14 protein-coding genes are annotated in these 19,012 nt (G+C 33.1%); 7 read left to right on the top strand and 7 right to left on the bottom strand.

What is annotated here, in order from left to right; translation table 11 throughout:
• Window positions 1–78 precede the first annotated feature (78 nt).
• From ACTU6T_RS13275 to ACTU6T_RS13250, 6 genes are all read left to right on the top strand, one after another.
• On the top strand, window positions 79–1,230 hold the full coding sequence (locus ACTU6T_RS13275; RefSeq protein ID WP_460218677.1) for an aminotransferase class V-fold PLP-dependent enzyme: 1,152 nt from the start codon (window positions 79–81) through the stop codon (window positions 1,228–1,230).
• A gap of 9 nt (window positions 1,231–1,239) precedes the next feature.
• The gene (locus ACTU6T_RS13270) at window positions 1,240–1,791 is read left to right on the top strand and encodes an NUDIX hydrolase (RefSeq protein ID WP_460218676.1); all 552 of its coding nucleotides are present in this window, start codon (window positions 1,240–1,242) and stop codon (window positions 1,789–1,791) included.
• A gap of 25 nt (window positions 1,792–1,816) precedes the next feature.
• On the top strand, window positions 1,817–2,503 hold the full coding sequence (locus ACTU6T_RS13265; RefSeq protein ID WP_460220772.1) for a PrsW family intramembrane metalloprotease: 687 nt from the start codon (window positions 1,817–1,819) through the stop codon (window positions 2,501–2,503).
• Between the two features lie 94 nt (window positions 2,504–2,597).
• Window positions 2,598–3,086: an acyl-CoA carboxylase biotin carboxyl carrier protein subunit gene (locus ACTU6T_RS13260; RefSeq protein WP_460218675.1), complete on the top strand. Its 489-nt coding sequence runs from the start codon at window positions 2,598–2,600 to the stop codon at window positions 3,084–3,086.
• Window positions 3,087–3,121: 35 nt separating this feature from the next.
• Complete coding sequence (locus ACTU6T_RS13255; protein WP_460218674.1) at window positions 3,122–4,561, top strand: acetyl-CoA carboxylase biotin carboxylase subunit; 1,440 nt, start codon at window positions 3,122–3,124, stop codon at window positions 4,559–4,561.
• A gap of 101 nt (window positions 4,562–4,662) precedes the next feature.
• Window positions 4,663–6,204, top strand: coding sequence for an acyl-CoA carboxylase subunit beta (locus ACTU6T_RS13250; RefSeq protein ID WP_460218673.1), 1,542 nt, complete (start codon window positions 4,663–4,665; stop codon window positions 6,202–6,204).
• Here the strand turns inward: ACTU6T_RS13250 and ACTU6T_RS13245 are convergent, their stop codons facing one another.
• From ACTU6T_RS13245 to ACTU6T_RS13235, 3 genes are all read right to left on the bottom strand, one after another.
• Window positions 6,205–7,293 carry an amidohydrolase family protein gene (locus tag ACTU6T_RS13245; RefSeq protein WP_460218672.1) on the bottom strand — a complete coding sequence of 363 codons (1,089 nt, stop codon included), beginning with the start codon at window positions 7,291–7,293 and terminating at the stop codon, window positions 6,205–6,207. It lies immediately after the preceding gene.
• A gap of 78 nt (window positions 7,294–7,371) precedes the next feature.
• The gene (locus ACTU6T_RS13240) at window positions 7,372–7,902 is read right to left on the bottom strand and encodes a GNAT family N-acetyltransferase (RefSeq protein ID WP_460218671.1); all 531 of its coding nucleotides are present in this window, start codon (window positions 7,900–7,902) and stop codon (window positions 7,372–7,374) included.
• 4 nt (window positions 7,903–7,906) lie between these two features.
• Window positions 7,907–8,353, bottom strand: a complete 447-nt coding sequence (locus ACTU6T_RS13235; RefSeq protein ID WP_460218670.1) for a DUF1572 family protein — start codon at window positions 8,351–8,353, stop codon at window positions 7,907–7,909.
• Between the two features lie 72 nt (window positions 8,354–8,425).
• Here ACTU6T_RS13235 and ACTU6T_RS13230 point away from each other — a divergent pair, with 72 nt between their 5' ends.
• Window positions 8,426–9,631, top strand: a complete 1,206-nt coding sequence (locus ACTU6T_RS13230) for a multidrug effflux MFS transporter (protein WP_460218669.1) — start codon at window positions 8,426–8,428, stop codon at window positions 9,629–9,631.
• Here ACTU6T_RS13230 and ACTU6T_RS13225 read toward each other — a convergent pair.
• From ACTU6T_RS13225 to ACTU6T_RS13210, 4 genes are all read right to left on the bottom strand, one after another.
• Complete coding sequence (locus ACTU6T_RS13225) at window positions 9,628–10,098, bottom strand: phage tail protein (RefSeq protein WP_460218668.1); 471 nt, start codon at window positions 10,096–10,098, stop codon at window positions 9,628–9,630. The two genes, ACTU6T_RS13230 and ACTU6T_RS13225, sit on opposite strands and share 4 nt — an antisense overlap.
• Before the next feature lie 121 nt (window positions 10,099–10,219).
• The gene (locus ACTU6T_RS13220) at window positions 10,220–11,293 is read right to left on the bottom strand and encodes a proline iminopeptidase-family hydrolase (protein ID WP_460218667.1); all 1,074 of its coding nucleotides are present in this window, start codon (window positions 11,291–11,293) and stop codon (window positions 10,220–10,222) included.
• Between the two features lie 86 nt (window positions 11,294–11,379).
• A complete protein-coding gene (locus tag ACTU6T_RS13215) occupies window positions 11,380–13,635 on the bottom strand; it encodes a KAP family P-loop NTPase fold protein (RefSeq protein WP_460218666.1) in 2,256 nt (751 codons plus the stop codon).
• Window position 13,636: 1 nt separating this feature from the next.
• On the bottom strand, window positions 13,637–18,940 hold the full coding sequence (locus tag ACTU6T_RS13210) for a DUF7379 domain-containing protein (protein WP_460218665.1): 5,304 nt from the start codon (window positions 18,938–18,940) through the stop codon (window positions 13,637–13,639).
• Window positions 18,941–19,012 lie beyond the last annotated feature (72 nt).

The following is a 19,012-nucleotide window of genomic DNA, read 5'->3' as shown; positions in this document are numbered from 1 at the left end:
TAATTTATTTATCTGTTCGAGAGCAATCAAAATTTATTTTAGATTTTGATTGTGCTCGGCATGATAAAATATAAAACAATGAAAGACCAAAAAGATGTATTCAGTATTCCTGAAAACGTGACCTATTTAAATATAGCTAGTCTCTCGCCTTCTTTTAAAGCTGTTGAACAAGCTGGTCTTGAGGCTGTACTTCAAAAAAGTAAGCCTTATACCATTCCAACATCAGATTTTTTTGATCCAGTAATAGAACTAAAATCTTTATTTGCAAAACTTATAGATACAGATGAATCTGAACGCATCGCAAGTATTCCTTCGGTATCGTATGGAATGGCTACAGTTGCTAACAATATAAAATTAAATTCAAGTGATGAAATTTTAGTTATAGAAGAACAGTTTCCAAGCAATATTTATGTTTGGAAGAAACTTGCTAAAAAATATAATGCTAAAATTATAACTATTGCTAGTCCAAACTTAACACATAATAATGGAAAGCAATGGAATAAACTTATTCTGGAGTCCATTAACTCGAATACTGCTATTGTTGCGTTAGGAAATATCCATTGGTCAAATGGCACCATTTTCAACTTAAAATCAATTAGAGAAAAATCTAGACAACACAATGCTTTACTCATTGTAGATGGTAGTCAAACGATTGGTGCCTATCCGTTTTCGATTAAAGACATTCAACCAGATGCATTAGTATGCGCAGGTTATAAATGGTTATTCGGTCCCTATGGCTGCGGCTACGCCTACTATGGTGATTTTTTTGATCATGGTGAGCCTATAGAAAACAATTGGGCAAATCGATTACACAGCGAAAAACTGTCAGATTTAACCAATTATCAGGACACATATAAACCCTTTGCCAACCGTTATACTGTTGGAGAAAGCGGAAGCTTTATATATGTCAAAATGCAAATAGAAGCCTTAAAACAAGTCATTGAGTGGACACCAAAAGCTATTCAAGACTATTGTCGTTCCATTTCAATTGAAGCTTCAGAAGAGCTTATGGCATTAGGATGTCTCATTGAGCACCCAGATTATAGAACACATCATTTGTTTGGCATAAAACTTCCGCAACAATTGAATATTAATGCTTTAAAAAGCGCACTCCTCAAAGCACATATATTTGTGTCATTTAGAGGTCAATACATTCGTGTTTCATGCCATTTATTTAATACAAAAGCCGACTTTAATGCTTTAGTGAAGTGTATAAAGTCAGTATTATAATGTTTAGTCATGGAGGAATATATTGACATTGTTGATGCAAATGGCCAACCAACAGGAATATCAGCACTTAAATCTGAAATTCACTCTAAAGGTCATTTACATAATACCGCTCATGTATGGTTTTATACTTCGGAAGGTTATATTCTATTGCAACAACGCGCAGCCACAAAGGTGATTTGCCCACTACTATGGGACGTCTCTGTTGCTGGTCATATTGATGCTGGTGAAACACCAGAACAAGCTGCTGTAAGAGAAGCAAAAGAAGAAATTGGTATAACTATTTCTGAGGCTCAACTAATCAAAATTGGAGTTTTTCCTTGCTTTCAATCCTATGACAATGGCATTATTGATAATGAATTTCACAATACATTCATCGCAGAAGTGAATGTAGCTATTATAGACCTAACTCCTCAAAAAGAAGAGGTAGAATCTTTAAAGTTTGTTGATATTACTGAATTTCAGCACCTCTTAAAATTTTCAGAAGAGAATATGCACTTTGTTCCAAGCAACAAAAGTTATTATGAATTTGTGTTGAATGCTATCAAATCAAAACTATCTTAATAATTTTCGTTATTTTTCATATATGATAAATTTACTCTTGTTAGCTGTAGCTCCTATTTTCATTATTATACTTTATGTTTATTTTAAAGATAAGTATGATAAAGAGCCAAAAGGACTATTATTAGCATGTTTTTTACTTGGAGCCATTGGTAGCATTATTATTACCACTATAATCTATGTTGGCTTTGATATTGTATTGCCCTTAAAAGATGAATTTAGTGTCCCACAACAATTCGTAAAAGCCTTTTTAGTTGTTGGCCTAACTGAAGAATTTAGTAAATATATTATTGTACGCTTTTTTGCACAGCCAAAAAAATCATTCGATGAACCCTTTGATGGCATCATGTATGCCGTAATGGTTTCTATGGGTTTTGCTGCTACAGAGAATGTACTTTATGTTTTAGAAGGTGGATATATCACTGGCATTCTTAGAGCCTTTACAGCAGTCCCTGCGCACGCAACCTTTGGTATTTTAATGGGTTATTATATGGGTAAAGCGAAATTTTCTAAAAATAGAATCAAGCTAAATCTTTTAGGACTCTTGCTTGCGATAATCTTCCACGGATTTTATGACTTTTTCTTATTTATAGATTTTATTCCAGGCATTTGGATTGGTGCTTTTGTTTCTCTAATTCTTGGCATTATTCTATCTCACAAAGCGATAAAGAAACATCAAGAAAACTCCAATTTCAAACCAGAAAACAACTTATAATTATTGTAATAATTTTTAATTATTTTGCAAGTAATTATGGTTTACGAAAACGTTATATTTCGTTACCTTTACACAAAATTTAAAACACGTTTCTATGAGTAAATCCTTCAAAGTAAATGTCAACTCATCATTTGATTTTGATATTACTGAAACAGAAATATCTCAACTAAATAGCATTCAAACTTCTGATTATAAATATCATATTCTACAAGAGAATACTTCCTATAAAACTGAAATTACTGATTCAGATTTTTACAAAAAAACATATGAAGTAAAAGTTAACAACAATATATATAAGACAAACATAAACAATACATTAGACTCATTAATAAAAGATATGGGATTTGAGGCTGGAAGCTCCAAAACGGTGAATAATGTAAAAGCTCCAATGCCTGGACTTATTCTAGAAGTTAACGTTGAAGAAGGTCAAGATATCAATGAAAATGACACCCTTTTAATCTTAGAAGCAATGAAAATGGAAAACGTTTTAACCTCCCCAAGAACTGGAGTTATAAAATCTATTTCAGTAGGAAAAGGCGATGCTGTTGAAAAAAACCAATTACTCATAGAATTTGAAGCCTAATACACTTTCATTTTCATAACAAGACTAACATTCATATGAAGAAAATATTAGTAGCAAATCGAGGAGAAATAGCTATTCGCGTAATGCGAACTGCAAAAAAAATGGGAATAAAAACTGTTGCAGTATACTCTTCCATAGATAGACACTCTCCACATGTAAAGTATGCAGATGAAGCTGTTCTCATTGGGGAGGCACCATCAAATCAATCCTATTTATTAGGTGACAAAATCATAGAGGTTGCCAAAAGTCTAAATGTAGATGGCATTCATCCAGGCTATGGGTTTTTAAGTGAAAATGCAGATTTCGCCGAACGTTGTGAGGCTAATAATATTATTTTTATTGGTCCGAAATCACATGCCATTCGGGTGATGGGAAGTAAATTAGCAGCCAAAGAAGCTGTAAAAGCATATGATATCCCAATGGTTCCTGGAACAGACAAAGCCATTACAGACATAGCTGAAGCGAAAACAATTGCCGCATCTATTGGCTTTCCTATTTTAATCAAGGCCTCAGCTGGAGGTGGTGGAAAAGGCATGCGTATAGTTGAAAAAGAATCAGAATTTGAATCTCAGATGGATCGAGCCATTAGCGAGGCTGTTAATGCCTTTGGAGACGGATCTGTATTTATTGAAAAATATGTGACTTCACCCAGACACATTGAAATTCAAGTTATGGCTGATACTCACGGCAATGTTATTCATTTGTTTGAACGTGAATGTAGTATTCAGCGTCGCCACCAAAAGGTAGTCGAAGAAGCACCTTCTAGTGTACTAACACCTGAGCGTCGTGCTGAAATGGGAGCAGCTGCTATAAGAGTAGCCAAAGCCTGTGATTATGTAGGCGCTGGAACTGTTGAGTTTTTACTTGATGATGAGCATAACTTCTATTTCTTAGAAATGAACACGCGATTACAAGTTGAGCATCCTGTTTCAGAAATCATAACAAACACCGATTTAGTTGAACTCCAAATTAGAGTAGCTCGTGGCGAAGTATTGCCATATTCACAAGAGAATATAAAAATTCATGGTCATGCTTTAGAATTACGTGTCTATGCCGAAGATCCATTAAATGACTTCCTGCCTAGCGTTGGAACTTTAGACACCTATAAATTACCTAAAGGTGATGGAATTAGAGTCGATAACGGATTTGAAGAAGGCATGGAAATCCCTATTTATTACGACCCAATGATCTCTAAATTAATCACTTATGGAAACACTAGAGACGAAGCCATATCATTAATGCTAAAAGCTATCGAAGAGTATCAAATTGAAGGCATACAAACTACACTCCCTTTTGGAACTTATGTATGTGAGCATGAGGCTTTCCAAAGCGGTAATTTTGACACACACTTTGTTAAGCGCTATTATTCTCCTGAAGCGTTAATTGATCAACAAAAAACTGAGGCAAAAATTGCAGCAATGATTGCTTTAAAACGTTATCTAGAAGAGCAAAAGTTATTACGTATTCCAAGTTAAATATGTAGACGCAATTAGGTTTCGACTGCGCTCAACCTGACAAAGCAATAACTTAAAAAATATCATATAAAGATTTCAAATTCTGTGATAAAATAAAACATATGGATTCAAAAATAAAAACCCTTAATGACAAACTTCAACTAGCCTATTTAGGTGGTGGACAAGCTAGAATTGACAAACAGCACCAAAAGAAAAAACTTACAGCAAGAGAACGTGTCATGTACTTTTTAGATGAAGGGTCATTTGAAGAAATTGGAGCTTTAGTAACACACCGTACTAAAGATTTCGGAATGGAACATCAGAAATTTTATGGCGATGGTGTAGTCACTGGTTACGGCACTGTAGACGGAAGACTTGTGTATATATTTGCGCAAGACTTTACAGTATTTGGAGGCTCTTTATCTGAAACCCATGCCGAGAAAATATGCAAAATAATGGATTTAGCTGTTAAGGTAGGAGCTCCTGTTATAGGTCTTAATGATTCTGGAGGTGCAAGAATTCAAGAGGGTGTACGCTCTTTAGGAGGTTATGCAGATATCTTTTATAGAAATGTACAGGCATCTGGAGTAATACCGCAAATTTCAGCGATCATGGGACCATGTGCTGGTGGCGCAGTATATTCTCCTGCGATGACTGATTTCACGATTATGGTTGAAGATACCAGCTATATGTTCGTTACAGGACCAAATGTAGTTAAAACAGTTACCAACGAAGAAGTTAGTAGTGAAGAATTAGGAGGTGCAAGTACACACTCAACCAAATCTGGCGTTGCGCACAAAACCTCTTCTAATGATGTGGAGTGTTTAGAAGATGTAAAATCACTTCTTAGCTATTTACCACAAAATAACACTGAAACTCCTGATCACTTACCTTACACATTGAGTGATGAAATTAGAGATAGTTTGTCGACTATTGTTCCTGATAATGCTAATAAACCCTACGACATGCACGAGGTTATTGAAGGTATTATTGATGAAGATACATTTTATGAAATTCATAAAGATCATGCAGAAAACATCATTGTTGGATTTGCGCGCTTAGGCGGACGAAGCATTGGTGTTATTGCAAATCAACCTATGTTTTTAGCTGGAGTACTTGATGTAAACAGTTCAAAGAAGGCAGCTCGTTTTGTTCGTTTTTGTGATTGTTTCAACATTCCATTATTAACATTAGAAGATGTTCCTGGCTTCCTGCCTGGGACCGATCAAGAATGGAATGGTATCATTGTTCATGGTGCAAAATTACTCTATGCATTTAGCGAAGCAACAGTGCCTAGAATTACTGTAATTACTCGGAAAGCTTATGGAGGCGCCTATGATGTGATGAATTCAAAGCATATTGGTAGTGATATGAATTTTGCTTGGCCAAGTGCAGAAATTGCAGTCATGGGAGCTAAAGGAGCTGCGGAAATTATCTTTAAAAAGGATATTAATGCTGCAGAAGATAAAGAAGCTAAGTGGAAAGAAAAAGAAGCTGAATACGCCGAACTCTTCGCAAATCCATATAGCGCAGCGGAACGTGGATTTATAGATGAAGTAATATTGCCAAAGCATACCAGACGAAAACTAATAAAAGCTTTTGCTATGTTAGAAGATAAACAGGTAGATAGACCAAAACGTAAGCATGGAAATATTCCGTTGTAATTAATCTGGAAATTTACTTTTATCTAAACCTGGAACTATACGCAAGGCATTTTTATAATATACCTTTTTAAGCACATCATCTGGTAAGTCTAGGCCATACATTGGCCAAAACGCATGGTATTTTTTATGGTACTTAAAATATTCATCGGCACTTTCTAAAACCCTGAAATAGGTGGGGAATTCATCTGGTTTCCAACTATCTTTTCCGAAGAGAATACGATCTTGATATTTAATAAAAAAAGCCTTTGCAAAACGTGGCTGTCGACCTAATTCTGCAATTATTGCTCCAATCCCAACATTCATATTTGGCATCTCATCAAGTAATTTACCAAGTTTATCTAAATCGTTAGCAAACCAGCCCATATGGGCATTAATAAATGTCGTATTGGGATTCGCTTTAAACATATTATGCTGTTCTTGGATAATTTGCTCCCAAGGCGCTGGATTATTTGGACCACGTTTACGACGCGGTCGTGTTTTTAATTCTAACCATCGCTCGTTGTCACCATCAAAATCATCCCAAAACGGTTTAGGATCTGCTGCATGAATTAATACTGGAATTCCTAATTCTCCGCAAGTTCTCCATATAGGATTTAACCTTGGATCATCAATCGCTAAACGTTTACCATCCACATCTTTATTACGCAAACCAAGACTTTTGTAAACTTTAAGTCCGCGAGCGCCATGCTTTACATCGGCTTTAAGTTGAGCTACCTTCTCTTCTATCCAGCCTTCTGCCCCTGCTCCTTCAAAATTAATATTGCAAAACACAACAAAACGGTTTGGAAAATTAGAGTCAATATTTGCCACAGATTTAATTAAATCATTTCCTGTACGGCCACTCAGATTAACCATAATAGCCATATTTAACGTGTCCATAGCAGCAACCACATCTGTTAAATCCTGAGTAGGCATTTGATATTGATGTCCGTGTACATCAATAAATGGGAACTTGGCTTTGTTAATAACCTGTCCCGGAACTACTAATGTTGATTTTGGATTATAATCCTCAAAAGACATGTCTTGAGAAAAGGAATTAAAAGACAAGCATAATGTAATAGTAGCAACAATGACGTATCTAATTTTCATAAAATTGGAATTATTAATTAAAGTTACACATCACCAACGGATTGTAGTAGTTATTTGGCAAGTGTTTAACAGAATAACTTAAAAAACGCGACCATAATAATTCAAGTCAACTATCTCACCTTTAGTAGTTCTATAGTCATTTCTAATGGTCCCTTCGAGTTCAAAACCATTCTTGAGAATTACAGCAACGCTTCCCTTGTTTCTTGTACTAGCACGACATAACAGTTTTATAAATTTATAGGTGTCTACAATATAATCGATAACCAAATTTGTTGCTTTTGTGGTCACTCCTTGACCTTCATGTTTAGAATCAATAAACGACCCTAATTCTGCTTTTGGAACATTCCAATCAATATTCTTAACATCTACCAAACCAACAAATGTATTGGTCCTAATATCTGTAATCATAAAAGGCAAATAGCTTTTCTCTTTGATACGCTTTTGAATTTCTTCACAATAGCTTATAGTATCTTCTAAGGTCAAAGTCTTAGATACGGTTCCAGCAAAAAAATCTTCTAATCTAGGTCTATTATAATCTATCAATTCAAAAAACATTTGCCCTTCATTTGGCTGTAAAAGTTGAATCTTATAATTATCAAAAGTGATCATAATATTAGTTATCTAATAAGCGTCTGTGATAATTTATTTGTCCTAGGTGATAAGACAAATGCATCGTTAAATGAATTAGAAAGTATTCGGTCGTCATAAAATCTTCGTCGGCACGTCGCTTGTACTCTTTTTGCAAATCATCTTCAGTTAAATCAGATAACACCGAAGTCACTACTAATATAGTCTCATCAATCTGTTTTAACATATCTACACGAGGTACATCTTTAAGTGAAAATTCTAAGTCACGTTGTCTAATATAACCTGAATTCCCTAAAGTAGCTCCTATAAAATGATTAAGATTCCCAACAAGATGCAAGCTTAAGTTTCCAGCAGAATTTGAAATATGCTCAGATACAAGCCACAATTTGGATTCATCAGAATAAGATGTCACCTCTTGCTTTAAAGCCTCTAAATCTCTAGTAAATAGCTTAATAAGTGTTTTTGTAAGCATTATGAATTTTATTATTAATTATTACAATACAAGTACCATAAAAATAGACAATAATTGGCTTATTTTTGCAAGATGCAAAACAAACCAAACTTTAAAATTGAATTTATTGTACTCATGGCATCATTGATGTCTATTGTAGCACTATCTATTGATGCCTTACTACCAGCATTACCCGAAATTGGAGAAGCATTACAGGTTTCAAATCCTAATGACAACCAATTATTAATTACCATGATTTTTTTGGGCTTAGGATTTGGACAATTAATCTTCGGGCCTTTATCTGATAGCTTTGGGAGAAAATTAATGGTCTATATTGGATTTACAGTATTTGTTATTGCTAGTATTATTTGTGTGACTACTAATAATTTTGAAGTGATGATTATTGGTCGTATTCTACAGGGTATTGGTCTCTCCTCTCCTAGAACTATTGCCATTGCAATGACTAGAGATACATATAGTGGAGATTTCATGGCAAAGATCTTGTCCATCATAGTCATGTTTTTTATTCTAGTACCAATTGTAGCTCCAACATTTGGTCAATTACTTTTAGATTTTTTTGATTGGAAAGCCATTTTTAATGCCAATCTAGTTATTGGGTTATTAATTGTATTATGGTTTTGGAAACGCCAACCAGAAACCTTAAACTCAAGTAATCGCATTAAATTTTCACCAAAAATTTTTATTACTGGCACCATAGAATTTATAAAATATCGAGAAGCTATTGCTTTTACTATAGTCTCAGGGTTTATTACGGGGTCATTTATGGTGTATCTAAGTACATCGCAACAAATATTTCAAGAGCAATATCAATTGGGAGAGCTCTTTCCTTATATTTTTGCAAGCACGGCACTTTCAGTAGGACTAGCAACCTTTTCTAATAGTCGTCTTGTAATACAGTTTGGCTCCTTTAATATTGCTTATTATGCAACAATAGCCTATGCCATTATTTCATTATTATATGTAATACTATTTTACTCAGGAAATAATCCTAGCGTCCATGTTTTAATAACTTTTTTCCTAGTTCAATTTTTCGCCGTTGGGTTTCTCTTCGGAAATTTAAGGTCATTAGCAATGGAGCCTTTAGGACATATTGCGGGAATTGGTGCAGCTATCAACGGATTTGTATCTACCGTTATGGCAGTACCTATTGCAAATTACATTGGAAGCTTTGTTAAAACCTCCGTTCTTCCATTATTTATTGGGTTTTCAGTATTTGGTATATTATCTCTTCTCGTGTTTATTATTGTAAAACAAAGACGTAAACTAATAACCGATTAACGAATATTTCTATTAGTGATTATTAATTGCTCATGAGCTATTTCTAAAGTATCTACAGCAACTTCGTTTCCATCAGATTTTAAATCGGTACTCGTTATTTTTGTTGGCCAAGCATTATTGAGTTGCCACTGCATAGTTACTTTTCCTTGCTCATCTAAAAGTTTAATAAGGACTGTGCGTCTCTTTATAGTATTCATAGTAATTTGTTTATGCCAATCCCAAAAAACATTGTCGTTTATAAAAACCCCACGTTTCATGGTTACGTTTCCATATTTAACAATACCTGGCATTTTTTCAGTTGTAAATTGAGGGCTGTTACTTTTTCTATATTCAATAATTTGATTTTCAACATCCATACCTGAAACTTCTTGAAACGCAACGCTTTTCATTTCAATTCCTAAATCGACTTCAAATCTAAATTTTGGCATTGGCCATGTTGCACCTTCTTTACTTCCATCATCTACCATAACTATAAGCTTTTAATTAATTATTATTTTAATCTCCAAACAGGGTTTGTTCAAGTTCATATTTAACATATCAATAATGTTATATCTACGTGATTTCATCAAATTTCCCGTAACACTTTTCTTAATTAACTCCAAAACTTCCATCATCGACATCTTTTATAAAATCAATCAAACCAGCAAAGAATACTTTCTGATCGTCAAACTGAGAAAGATGACTTCCGTTAGGACATAAAAGAAATCTCCCATTTTGGACTTCAGCAGCTATCCATTTCATATGCTCAGGATCCATGGTATCATGAGTGGCTCCAATAGTCAACGTTGGTATAGAAATCTCTTTGAGTCTGTCTTTTACATCCCAATTAAGCAAAGTTGCATTCCCTTTAATTCCAAATTCACTTGGTCCTTGCATCGTTACATATACATCTGGATTTAGATGTTTAAATGCTCTGTTTATTGGGTCGGGCCAATTGTTAGTAGCCATTCTAATTACATGCTTAGGGTAATAATTTTCAACAATTAAGCTCAAATACTCTTCATTAGAATAATCTTGAGCGTCTTCATAAGCAAGAATTTTTTCTAATACCTCTTTAGGCAATTTAGGAGCTAAAACTTCAGCTGAATACTTGTTATAATCATCAATTGAAGCTACCATATTAGAAATGATTAACCCTTTTAAATTTTCTTGATACTTTAGCGCATACTGCATGCCTAATATTCCTCCCCAAGATTGTCCATAGAGATAAAAATTATATTTGTTAAGCCCTAGAGCAATTCTTACCTGTTCTACCTCCTCAACAAAACGATCTAAGTCCCAAAGTGATATATCTTTAGGTTGATCACTGTAATAAGACCCTAATTGATCGTAATAGTAATATTCAATATTCTCTTGCGGAAAATAACCATCAAAACATTCATAGATTTCGTGAGTCATTCCTGGTCCTCCATGTAATAACAGGACTTTCATAGTAGGGTTATTACCCACACGTTTCGTCCATACATTAAACTGACCTTTAGGAGTTGTGATTGGGATTAATCGAATGCCTCCCAAAAATTGGTCATTTTCATTTGGCGTCAAATAGTTCTCAGTAGTTCTTTCAGTTGGTGAATCTTCAACATTAGCTTCAGTTTTAACTTCTGTTTGACAGCCAAAACTCAACACAAGAGTTATGATAATTGATAATTTAAAAATTTTCATTGGAATATGATTTAGACACTAAGTTATGGAAAATTAGGTATTAGTATTAAACAAGCATGGTTAGAATATTAACTAAGATAGCAATATCAGTTTTGTTGACCAGTAAAAGTTCTAACATCTTCTGTAGTTAACGTCCCTCCCTTTAAATTGTTCTCATCCTGAACTAATGTTTTCCAAAGCAAATCATTTATCATATCTTTTTTCCATTGAGCTTCATCAATAATATCTCCAGATATTAGATGCAAATTGTGCTCTACCCAATCTGTAAAAACTGGGTACTTATTTTGCAGAATTATCCACCTAAACAATTTATCTCTACTAAATGATTTTCTTTCGGCTACTAAAGTATTTCTATAGATATTATACTGATTAGCAAGTCGTTTAATTCCTCGTGGGTTAGTATCTAACAAATCGAAATGCGCTTGTAAGATGTGATTGACATCCTTATTATCCATATCTAATATTTCTAATGTAATATCTGTAGCTTCTCCATCTTTTAAATTATATTTTTTCTTAAACCCTTGAACAACAGAAGGCGATGTATAATCATCTGTTTTATAATCTCTCTGTATATCATCTATAATTTCTTGCCTTCGTTCTCTATCTATATGTTTTTCTGAATGGTTTTCCTTAGCATTGACTTGTAAAATATATTCCCAATAACTTTTTTTTATATCACCAGATATATTTGGAAGCCTCAATGACAATTGAAATGCTTTCTCTAAAAACAAATACCCAAGTTTTTGAGTTGGTTCTTTTACAACATCATTATAATTCTTATAGTGATTTTCAAAACACGTACTAATCCAATGCTTGTCTCCAGCAACTACATACAATACTTGTTTATCTCTAAAAAGCGTTTGAATTCCTTCTAAAAGCTCTACAGTAAATTTATCATTACAACGGTCTAAATCATCAATAAATACTGCTGTTTTAAATCCACATGCTTCAATATCTGATATCAAAGACTGAAAGTGCTTTTTAACTTTTTGCATTGGATCAGCTGCTTTTTCTAAAAACGTTTTTGCAGCCTCTGGTGAGGATATGAAAAAAGGTTTGCTAATGAAACTTGCCAATGTATAGAAAAGACCTATCACAGAACTAATGGCTACTATAGTATCAAAAATAGTTTTTAAACTCGCATTATTTTTTGAATCAGAAAAAAGCCCGAGTCGCATTAAAAAATTAAAGATTTCTGTTTGAAATAATAAAACGCAAATGGAAAACAAAATGACCAAAAAAATGATAATAACTCTCGAAAAACCACGATACTTAATTAATCGTCGCATTCGTTCTTTGCCCCATAAATATGGTTTTTTATGCAAAGGAAAGCTGCAAATAGATTGCCTATAAATTTGATCTAAAAATGGCCACCATGGTGGAGAAATATGCTGATTTTGCCAAGCATTAAAATGGATTACTTTCCAGGAATTGCTTTTTGAGTTTAAGTTCTTTTCTATTAGATTTAAAAATGTTGATTTCCCATCTCCCCAAGCTCCTTGCAAATGTACCATAAATGCAACATTTGACTTTTCCTGATCTTCTTTATTTATTTTAGTTTTAAATATTTGATTATTTAGAAGACGAGTTAAAGATTTTGCTATTGGCTCTCGATTTAAGCGATCAACATCTTCAACCAAATCTAAATGAAAAGGGATTTTATCTGAATTAACAGGCTCTTTTTTGGGTTCTGGCTTGGCTTTAGGTCTTTCTGGCTTTCTTTTTGAGAACAAATCATTAAATCCTTTTTTCTGAGGTTCGGTAAACATGTTTTCGATTGCACTCTCATAGGATGCTGATTCAGATTTCTGACCTTTAATAGCACTTTGCTCAATTGATGTATTAGTATCCGATTGCAAGGGCTCAAACTCTAATCTATTCGCTGTTTTCTCTTTTACAGGCTCGTAGTAAGGCCTTAAATCAATACGATACCGATTTGCCATATCAAGAATATCATTCTTATCGAATACATTTATTAAGATATATTTTGTGCTGGAAACATTATTATACTTTGATAGAAAAGATTTTCTAAAAGTTCTAGCAATATTATCATAAAAAACCGCAATATAAGTTATCTCTTGGCCTTTAAATTTGTTAATCAAAAACTGAAATTTTTGCTCAATATTTTCAAAATTCTCATCAACATCATTAAAGTTTGTCTCACTGTTTTCTGAAAAAACATCTATAAAATAAAGCTTCTCAGGATCTGCAAAGTCAACAAACTTAATCGAACCTCTATCTGGTCTATAGTTGCTGATTAAGTTTATACTATACTCTTTTTCTAATACAACCTTTATAAGGTTTTGATATTGCGGATAATCAAATTTAAGTTCTACTGCCATTTTAAATAATCAATTTCTGAATTTCTATCTTGATTTGCTCAAGTTGTTCTCGAATAACCTCATCTTCAATATATTCTAATAAGAAGTTAATTTGAATGATTTCATAATCAATGAATTTTGGGCTATATAACAACGAGAATACGTCTTCAAATTTTTCAATAATTTGCAACTCTATATCTGGCTTGAAATTGCTTTTCAATAGCATTAAACCATAACTGGCTTCGGCCATTCCTATTAACACTGAAATATCTAAATCTGTTTTATCATACTCTTCGAGTTCATTATAGAAATCTAACAGATAACTTTCTACATCTACAACATTTTCAAAAGCTTTACTTTTATTCATTCTATCTAAAAGCTTTCCTTGTCCCTGTAATTCCAGAATATGACCAATAAAAATTAAATTAGAAATTGCATCTAAGCAACTACCTTGATAGTGGTTAACAGAAGCCTTATAGGAATCTTCATAAAGGTCATAGGCTTTTTCTAAATATTTTACTTTATCAATTTTCTTATCAAAATAGGTAGATGCCAACTTGTATGCATTTGCAACAATGTTTAATCTGGTTGGATTTCTACCAATTAAAGTCAAGAATTCAATTTCTCTTAGGTCCTCTTCAATACTTTCACTTGTTAAATGATTGGTTTTTATAATGCAATATTGCTCTAGTGCTTCTATTGAAAAATTCCCACTTGTATAGAGAAATAAGTCTTTAAACTTTTGAAGTGCTATCTCGCTTTTACCAAGTTCATTATACACCAAGGCCTCTTTTTCTAAAACTTTGGCATCTAAAAGATTGGCTTCTTCGACCTTTACCATATAATCTTCAAGTTTTTTTATAGCCTTGTTCGTATTATATTTTCGATCTCTTATGCCAATCAATAAATTATCTAAATCTGTGTACACTTGTGACGGAATAATGTATTCCAAATCTTCCTTCATAGATTTTTTTCTGTTATTAAATCTATAATATTGATTTCCATAGCATTGATATGCTCCCCAGGTACTTGTTTTTTGGTGATTTTGATAACATGCAAGTCTGGCTTTTTGTACAGATGTTCCGAAGTCATAACCATCAAACATTCTTTCATAGAATACTTCAGAGAAGGTTTTTGCAGCGTCATCGTCAACTGCCCATCCAGAAATAATAATTGCCTTAACTCCCATTTCTATGAGTTGTGTTCCCACATTGGCTGCTAATAAATATCTATCTTTAGTATATCTTTCATCTTCGATTTTAATCGTTCCTGAATAACAACAATTAATAAATACAAATTCTGGCACGTAGCCCAATTGTTTTATCATTGCTGGATCAATACATATACCGCTTCCAATAGCAATTCCAACCTCATCATTTTCGATATCATAGAGACCATGTCCAGAGAAATGTAAAATCTTATATCGCCTATTAAACATTTCAGATAAAATAGATCTTGCATCACTATTTATTAATGAATAAGGTGAAAAACCATTATGATTTAGCTGATTAGACACCCATTCAGCTTCAGCTTTCGCTCCAGCTAATTGTGGTAAACTTTCACTTTGATAATTAGGATCACCTACAACAAAAGCATTGACATTATTAAGTTCTATCTGATCATAATTATCTGCATTTTCAATAACCAGTTGTCTAATAAAGCTTGAAGTTACAGATGCTGGAGTTTCATCAGTATCTGAATCATGAAGTAATTCCCATGGAATTTGAGCTGCCGCTTTATCTAATTTGATTACCATATTGGTTTGGTTTCTGAAGACATCTTTAAAGTCATTTGGAATTAACATTTCAAAAAGTGTCTTAGATAAGCGTTTATCCCAAAAGGATTGATAATGGTTTTCCTGTAACATAAATTGAATTTTATGCATCCCTATACCAACCTTCTCTTGTTCTACTCTAGCCAAACCATTGGAAGCAAAATATTTAAATCCATCAATTTGCTGTAAAGCCTTTAAATCGTTTTGTGTTTTGATGACGCTACTAATATGCAAATTATACCACCAATTGTATACATCGTCAATGAACATTCTTTTTTTCTTAGCTCCAGCTCGTGGAACTATTCCTTTGTTTAAATTAAAAGAAATGCGATTGTCATTTCCTTTTATTCTATTTAAACTAAAATATGCCTGGCTAGCAACCGATTCATAGTAGTTAACAATCTCTAAGTTTTGAATTGGTTTAAGTCCTTCACCTCGCTCATTAATGTAAGAATTAGCTGCAGATATCCCAAGTAATATCCCTTTTAGAGAGTCTTCAATTGGTAATTTTCCATAGCCAATACCTATTAATATAGCAGAAATACCATTTGCATAACGCTTAGCTTGAGGTAATGTATAATTATCCCTCATAAACATGGCATACTTCAATGTTGCCAGTTTAACAGTTTTAGCTAATAAGAATGTAGTGAGTTCATTGTTGTTTCCTAAGCCACAAACTATAGCGCCTTTAGGTTGTGTTTTTAAATTAAAAAACACTTCGCTCTCACCAATTTTACCTGGATAATAACCAATATCCATACGTTGTGACAAACGATTATTAAGATAGCCATCTAGTGCTTTTTCAGCACTTAATATCAAATCCATAAAAAAGTGTCCAACAATCACGGGGTAAGATGATACTTTTAAATCACCATTAACAACGGTAACGTTAATTCGTTCTGTTTCAATTTTTGAAGATTCTTCACAACCAAAAATTGAATTTAAAACACGATCTTCATCATAAAGTGGTTCGGCATATTCATACGATTCCCCTATAATTTCTCCACCTCTAGATTTAGGCTCATTAGTATTTAGTTTATTAGTACTTCCTGTTTTAATAATATCTTTAAGGCCTTCAAAAATATAAGCTTCATTAGCTAAATCTCCATGAGATGTATTGGTGTAATATAAGTTCTTACTACCTTTTAATTGTTTAGGAATTCCAGTTTGCCAAGTAACACTTCCATCTCCATTAGACGTCGTTTTATACACAAGTCTATCAAATTTTGAAAATAGTTTCTTTTTAAATGTATAATCAAATACTGTTTTATCTGCCTTACCACAGATATAGAAAATGTTTTTAAAAAGTGATTTGTCGTTTTCAATACGCTCCAAAAACTTAATGACATCATTTCTATAAGCATTGAATCCACTTAGTGCTTTCTTATTATTCTTGGTTGGTGGCATGTGTTTTAAATTAGATTCCTCATCTAATTTGTCCCAAAATTCGGCTTCCCAAAACTCTCTTTTTCCATTTGTTTCAATAGGAAGTAATTCAAAGACACCAGGATATTTCCAAAATATTTTTAATAAATCTTTTCTGTCATTTTTAAAATCAATTGCAGCTAGTTGTTTCACACGTTTGCTATGTCCAGTTAAAACTTCCATAATTAGATATGAACCCAGCCATGGTGTACCGAGCATCAAAAATTTATTATTATCATTTTTTAAAAATTTCTTCCAAGTATTAAATTGATGCATCATATAATGTCGAACGACTAAACCTCCCATGGAATGTGCAACTATATTAATATTGACATTTTCACTTAGTAAGGTATTTATTAAATCATCTAATTGCTTAACAGCATTTGTAAGAGATTTTCTCCAATCATACTCTAAGGTGATAACGTCATAGTCTGTGGCAAAGTAATTGGCAATTTTTAAATAGAATTTTTTGATAATTCCAGAAGCTTCTACAGAGCCAGAACTGATATTCAAATCTTTGGGAATAGCCCCTTTATTAAGGTTTCGCATATTTACCCACTGTTCTTCACCATTTGTTGAAAGACTAGATCCCATAATTCCTGGAATTATGATAACAACATCTCTTGTAACATTTTTAGGTTTCAACGAAAACCCATCCATAGAGAACAAATCTAAAACGACACCACGATCGCTATTTGAATACACTATCTTTTTATAATTTACAACAGGATTATCTTCGCTAGCTTTTAGTGCCTCAGATATTGCGTGCTGAGAACTGAGATTAGAGAAATACTTAAAATGATTAGTATTTCCTCCTTTAGACCTATATTCGAAAGCGCCATTTTTTCTTAGAAAACCATGAGACATTCGTTTAGTATCTACAACTAAGTCATTTGGTGCTCTATAAAATAAATTAGCTAGAATAACTTTTAAAGAATTAAAGTTGACTCCTGAAATGTCTGAATCACCAGAAATAACATACAAATCACTCATCACAAAAGTATCACCAGAATTCATCATTTTTTGAAAAAGTGATTCTGGCATCATACTATTTAAACCTGGAAGAACTTCAGGGTCTTCCTTTTGTGAGATTAGCTCTAAAAGAAATGATTTCACAACTCCATACATAGGATTACGAACACCAAAAGCAAGTGACACCGCATTTAATAGTAAGTTAAAAAAATGATCAATTCGTCTAGATAATATGGTTGTTCCACTCGCTGGCGCAGCAACTCTTATGATTTTTCCAATTTTTAATCGCTTTACTGTGGCGACTTCATTAATTTTTAACATCAAACCATAAGAGACCTTGTCCTCTTTTTTTAGAATATCTAGTTCATTTTCGCTAAAACCAATTTGAGATGTAAAATTTCTATAATCGCATTTTGCAAGAATATCAGCCACTAAGCCTCCTCTTGAATGACTAATAATATCTATGCTACAATCTTTTGGACAACTATTAAGAAAATCTAATGCATTTTGTAATGGACTTACGGCTAAGGTATGATGCTCTAAAGCAATGATATTATCACTATAACAATCTAAAATTTCTTGCCAACTATCGCTAGTTTTAATGTCACCAAAAGCATCAATGGTTGTAGATAAAGTACCATGTATAAAGAGAAGATATTTCTTATCAACCATTAGCTTAATTGGTGATAATTTAAATGCACTATCTATATGATATAATCCTGGATATTGCTGGGTTTTATTATCGTAAGTTTTAGCAATAGTACTAATTGCAACTTTCGCAACTGGTTTAGGTTTAAAGACACTGAACAATTTAACAATAGCTCTACTTATTAATCCTCGTGACACATCTTCGCTTGAAATTTGTGTTTCAAATAAATAATCACAGTTATTTATTGATCTTTTTTCAAGTGTATCCGGATCATAAATATCTTGCAAATCGTCAGGGTAGCCAATCCATTCTGTATCATCTGAGAATTGAATAGACAATATTTCATCATCTTCAATGTCAATGGTTATGGCTTTATTTTCAGATCTTGTCGAAGAGACTTCAAACACTCTTTTTAGCTCAAACTTTGATTGCAATGCTGGTGGTAAGATAACATCAGTATTATCAAGTTTTATTACATTTCCGTAAAGCTTTGCTTTTTTCATCATCCTATTTAATTTAAATGTTCCAATTAGTATAGAATATTAGGTAACAGAAATCTGCTGTTACTTTAAACAGTC

It is taken from the genome of Psychroserpens citreus, from assembly GCF_055686305.1.
The sequence above is the reverse complement of the archived record's forward strand: the minus strand, read 5'-3'. Positions and strand labels throughout refer to the sequence as shown.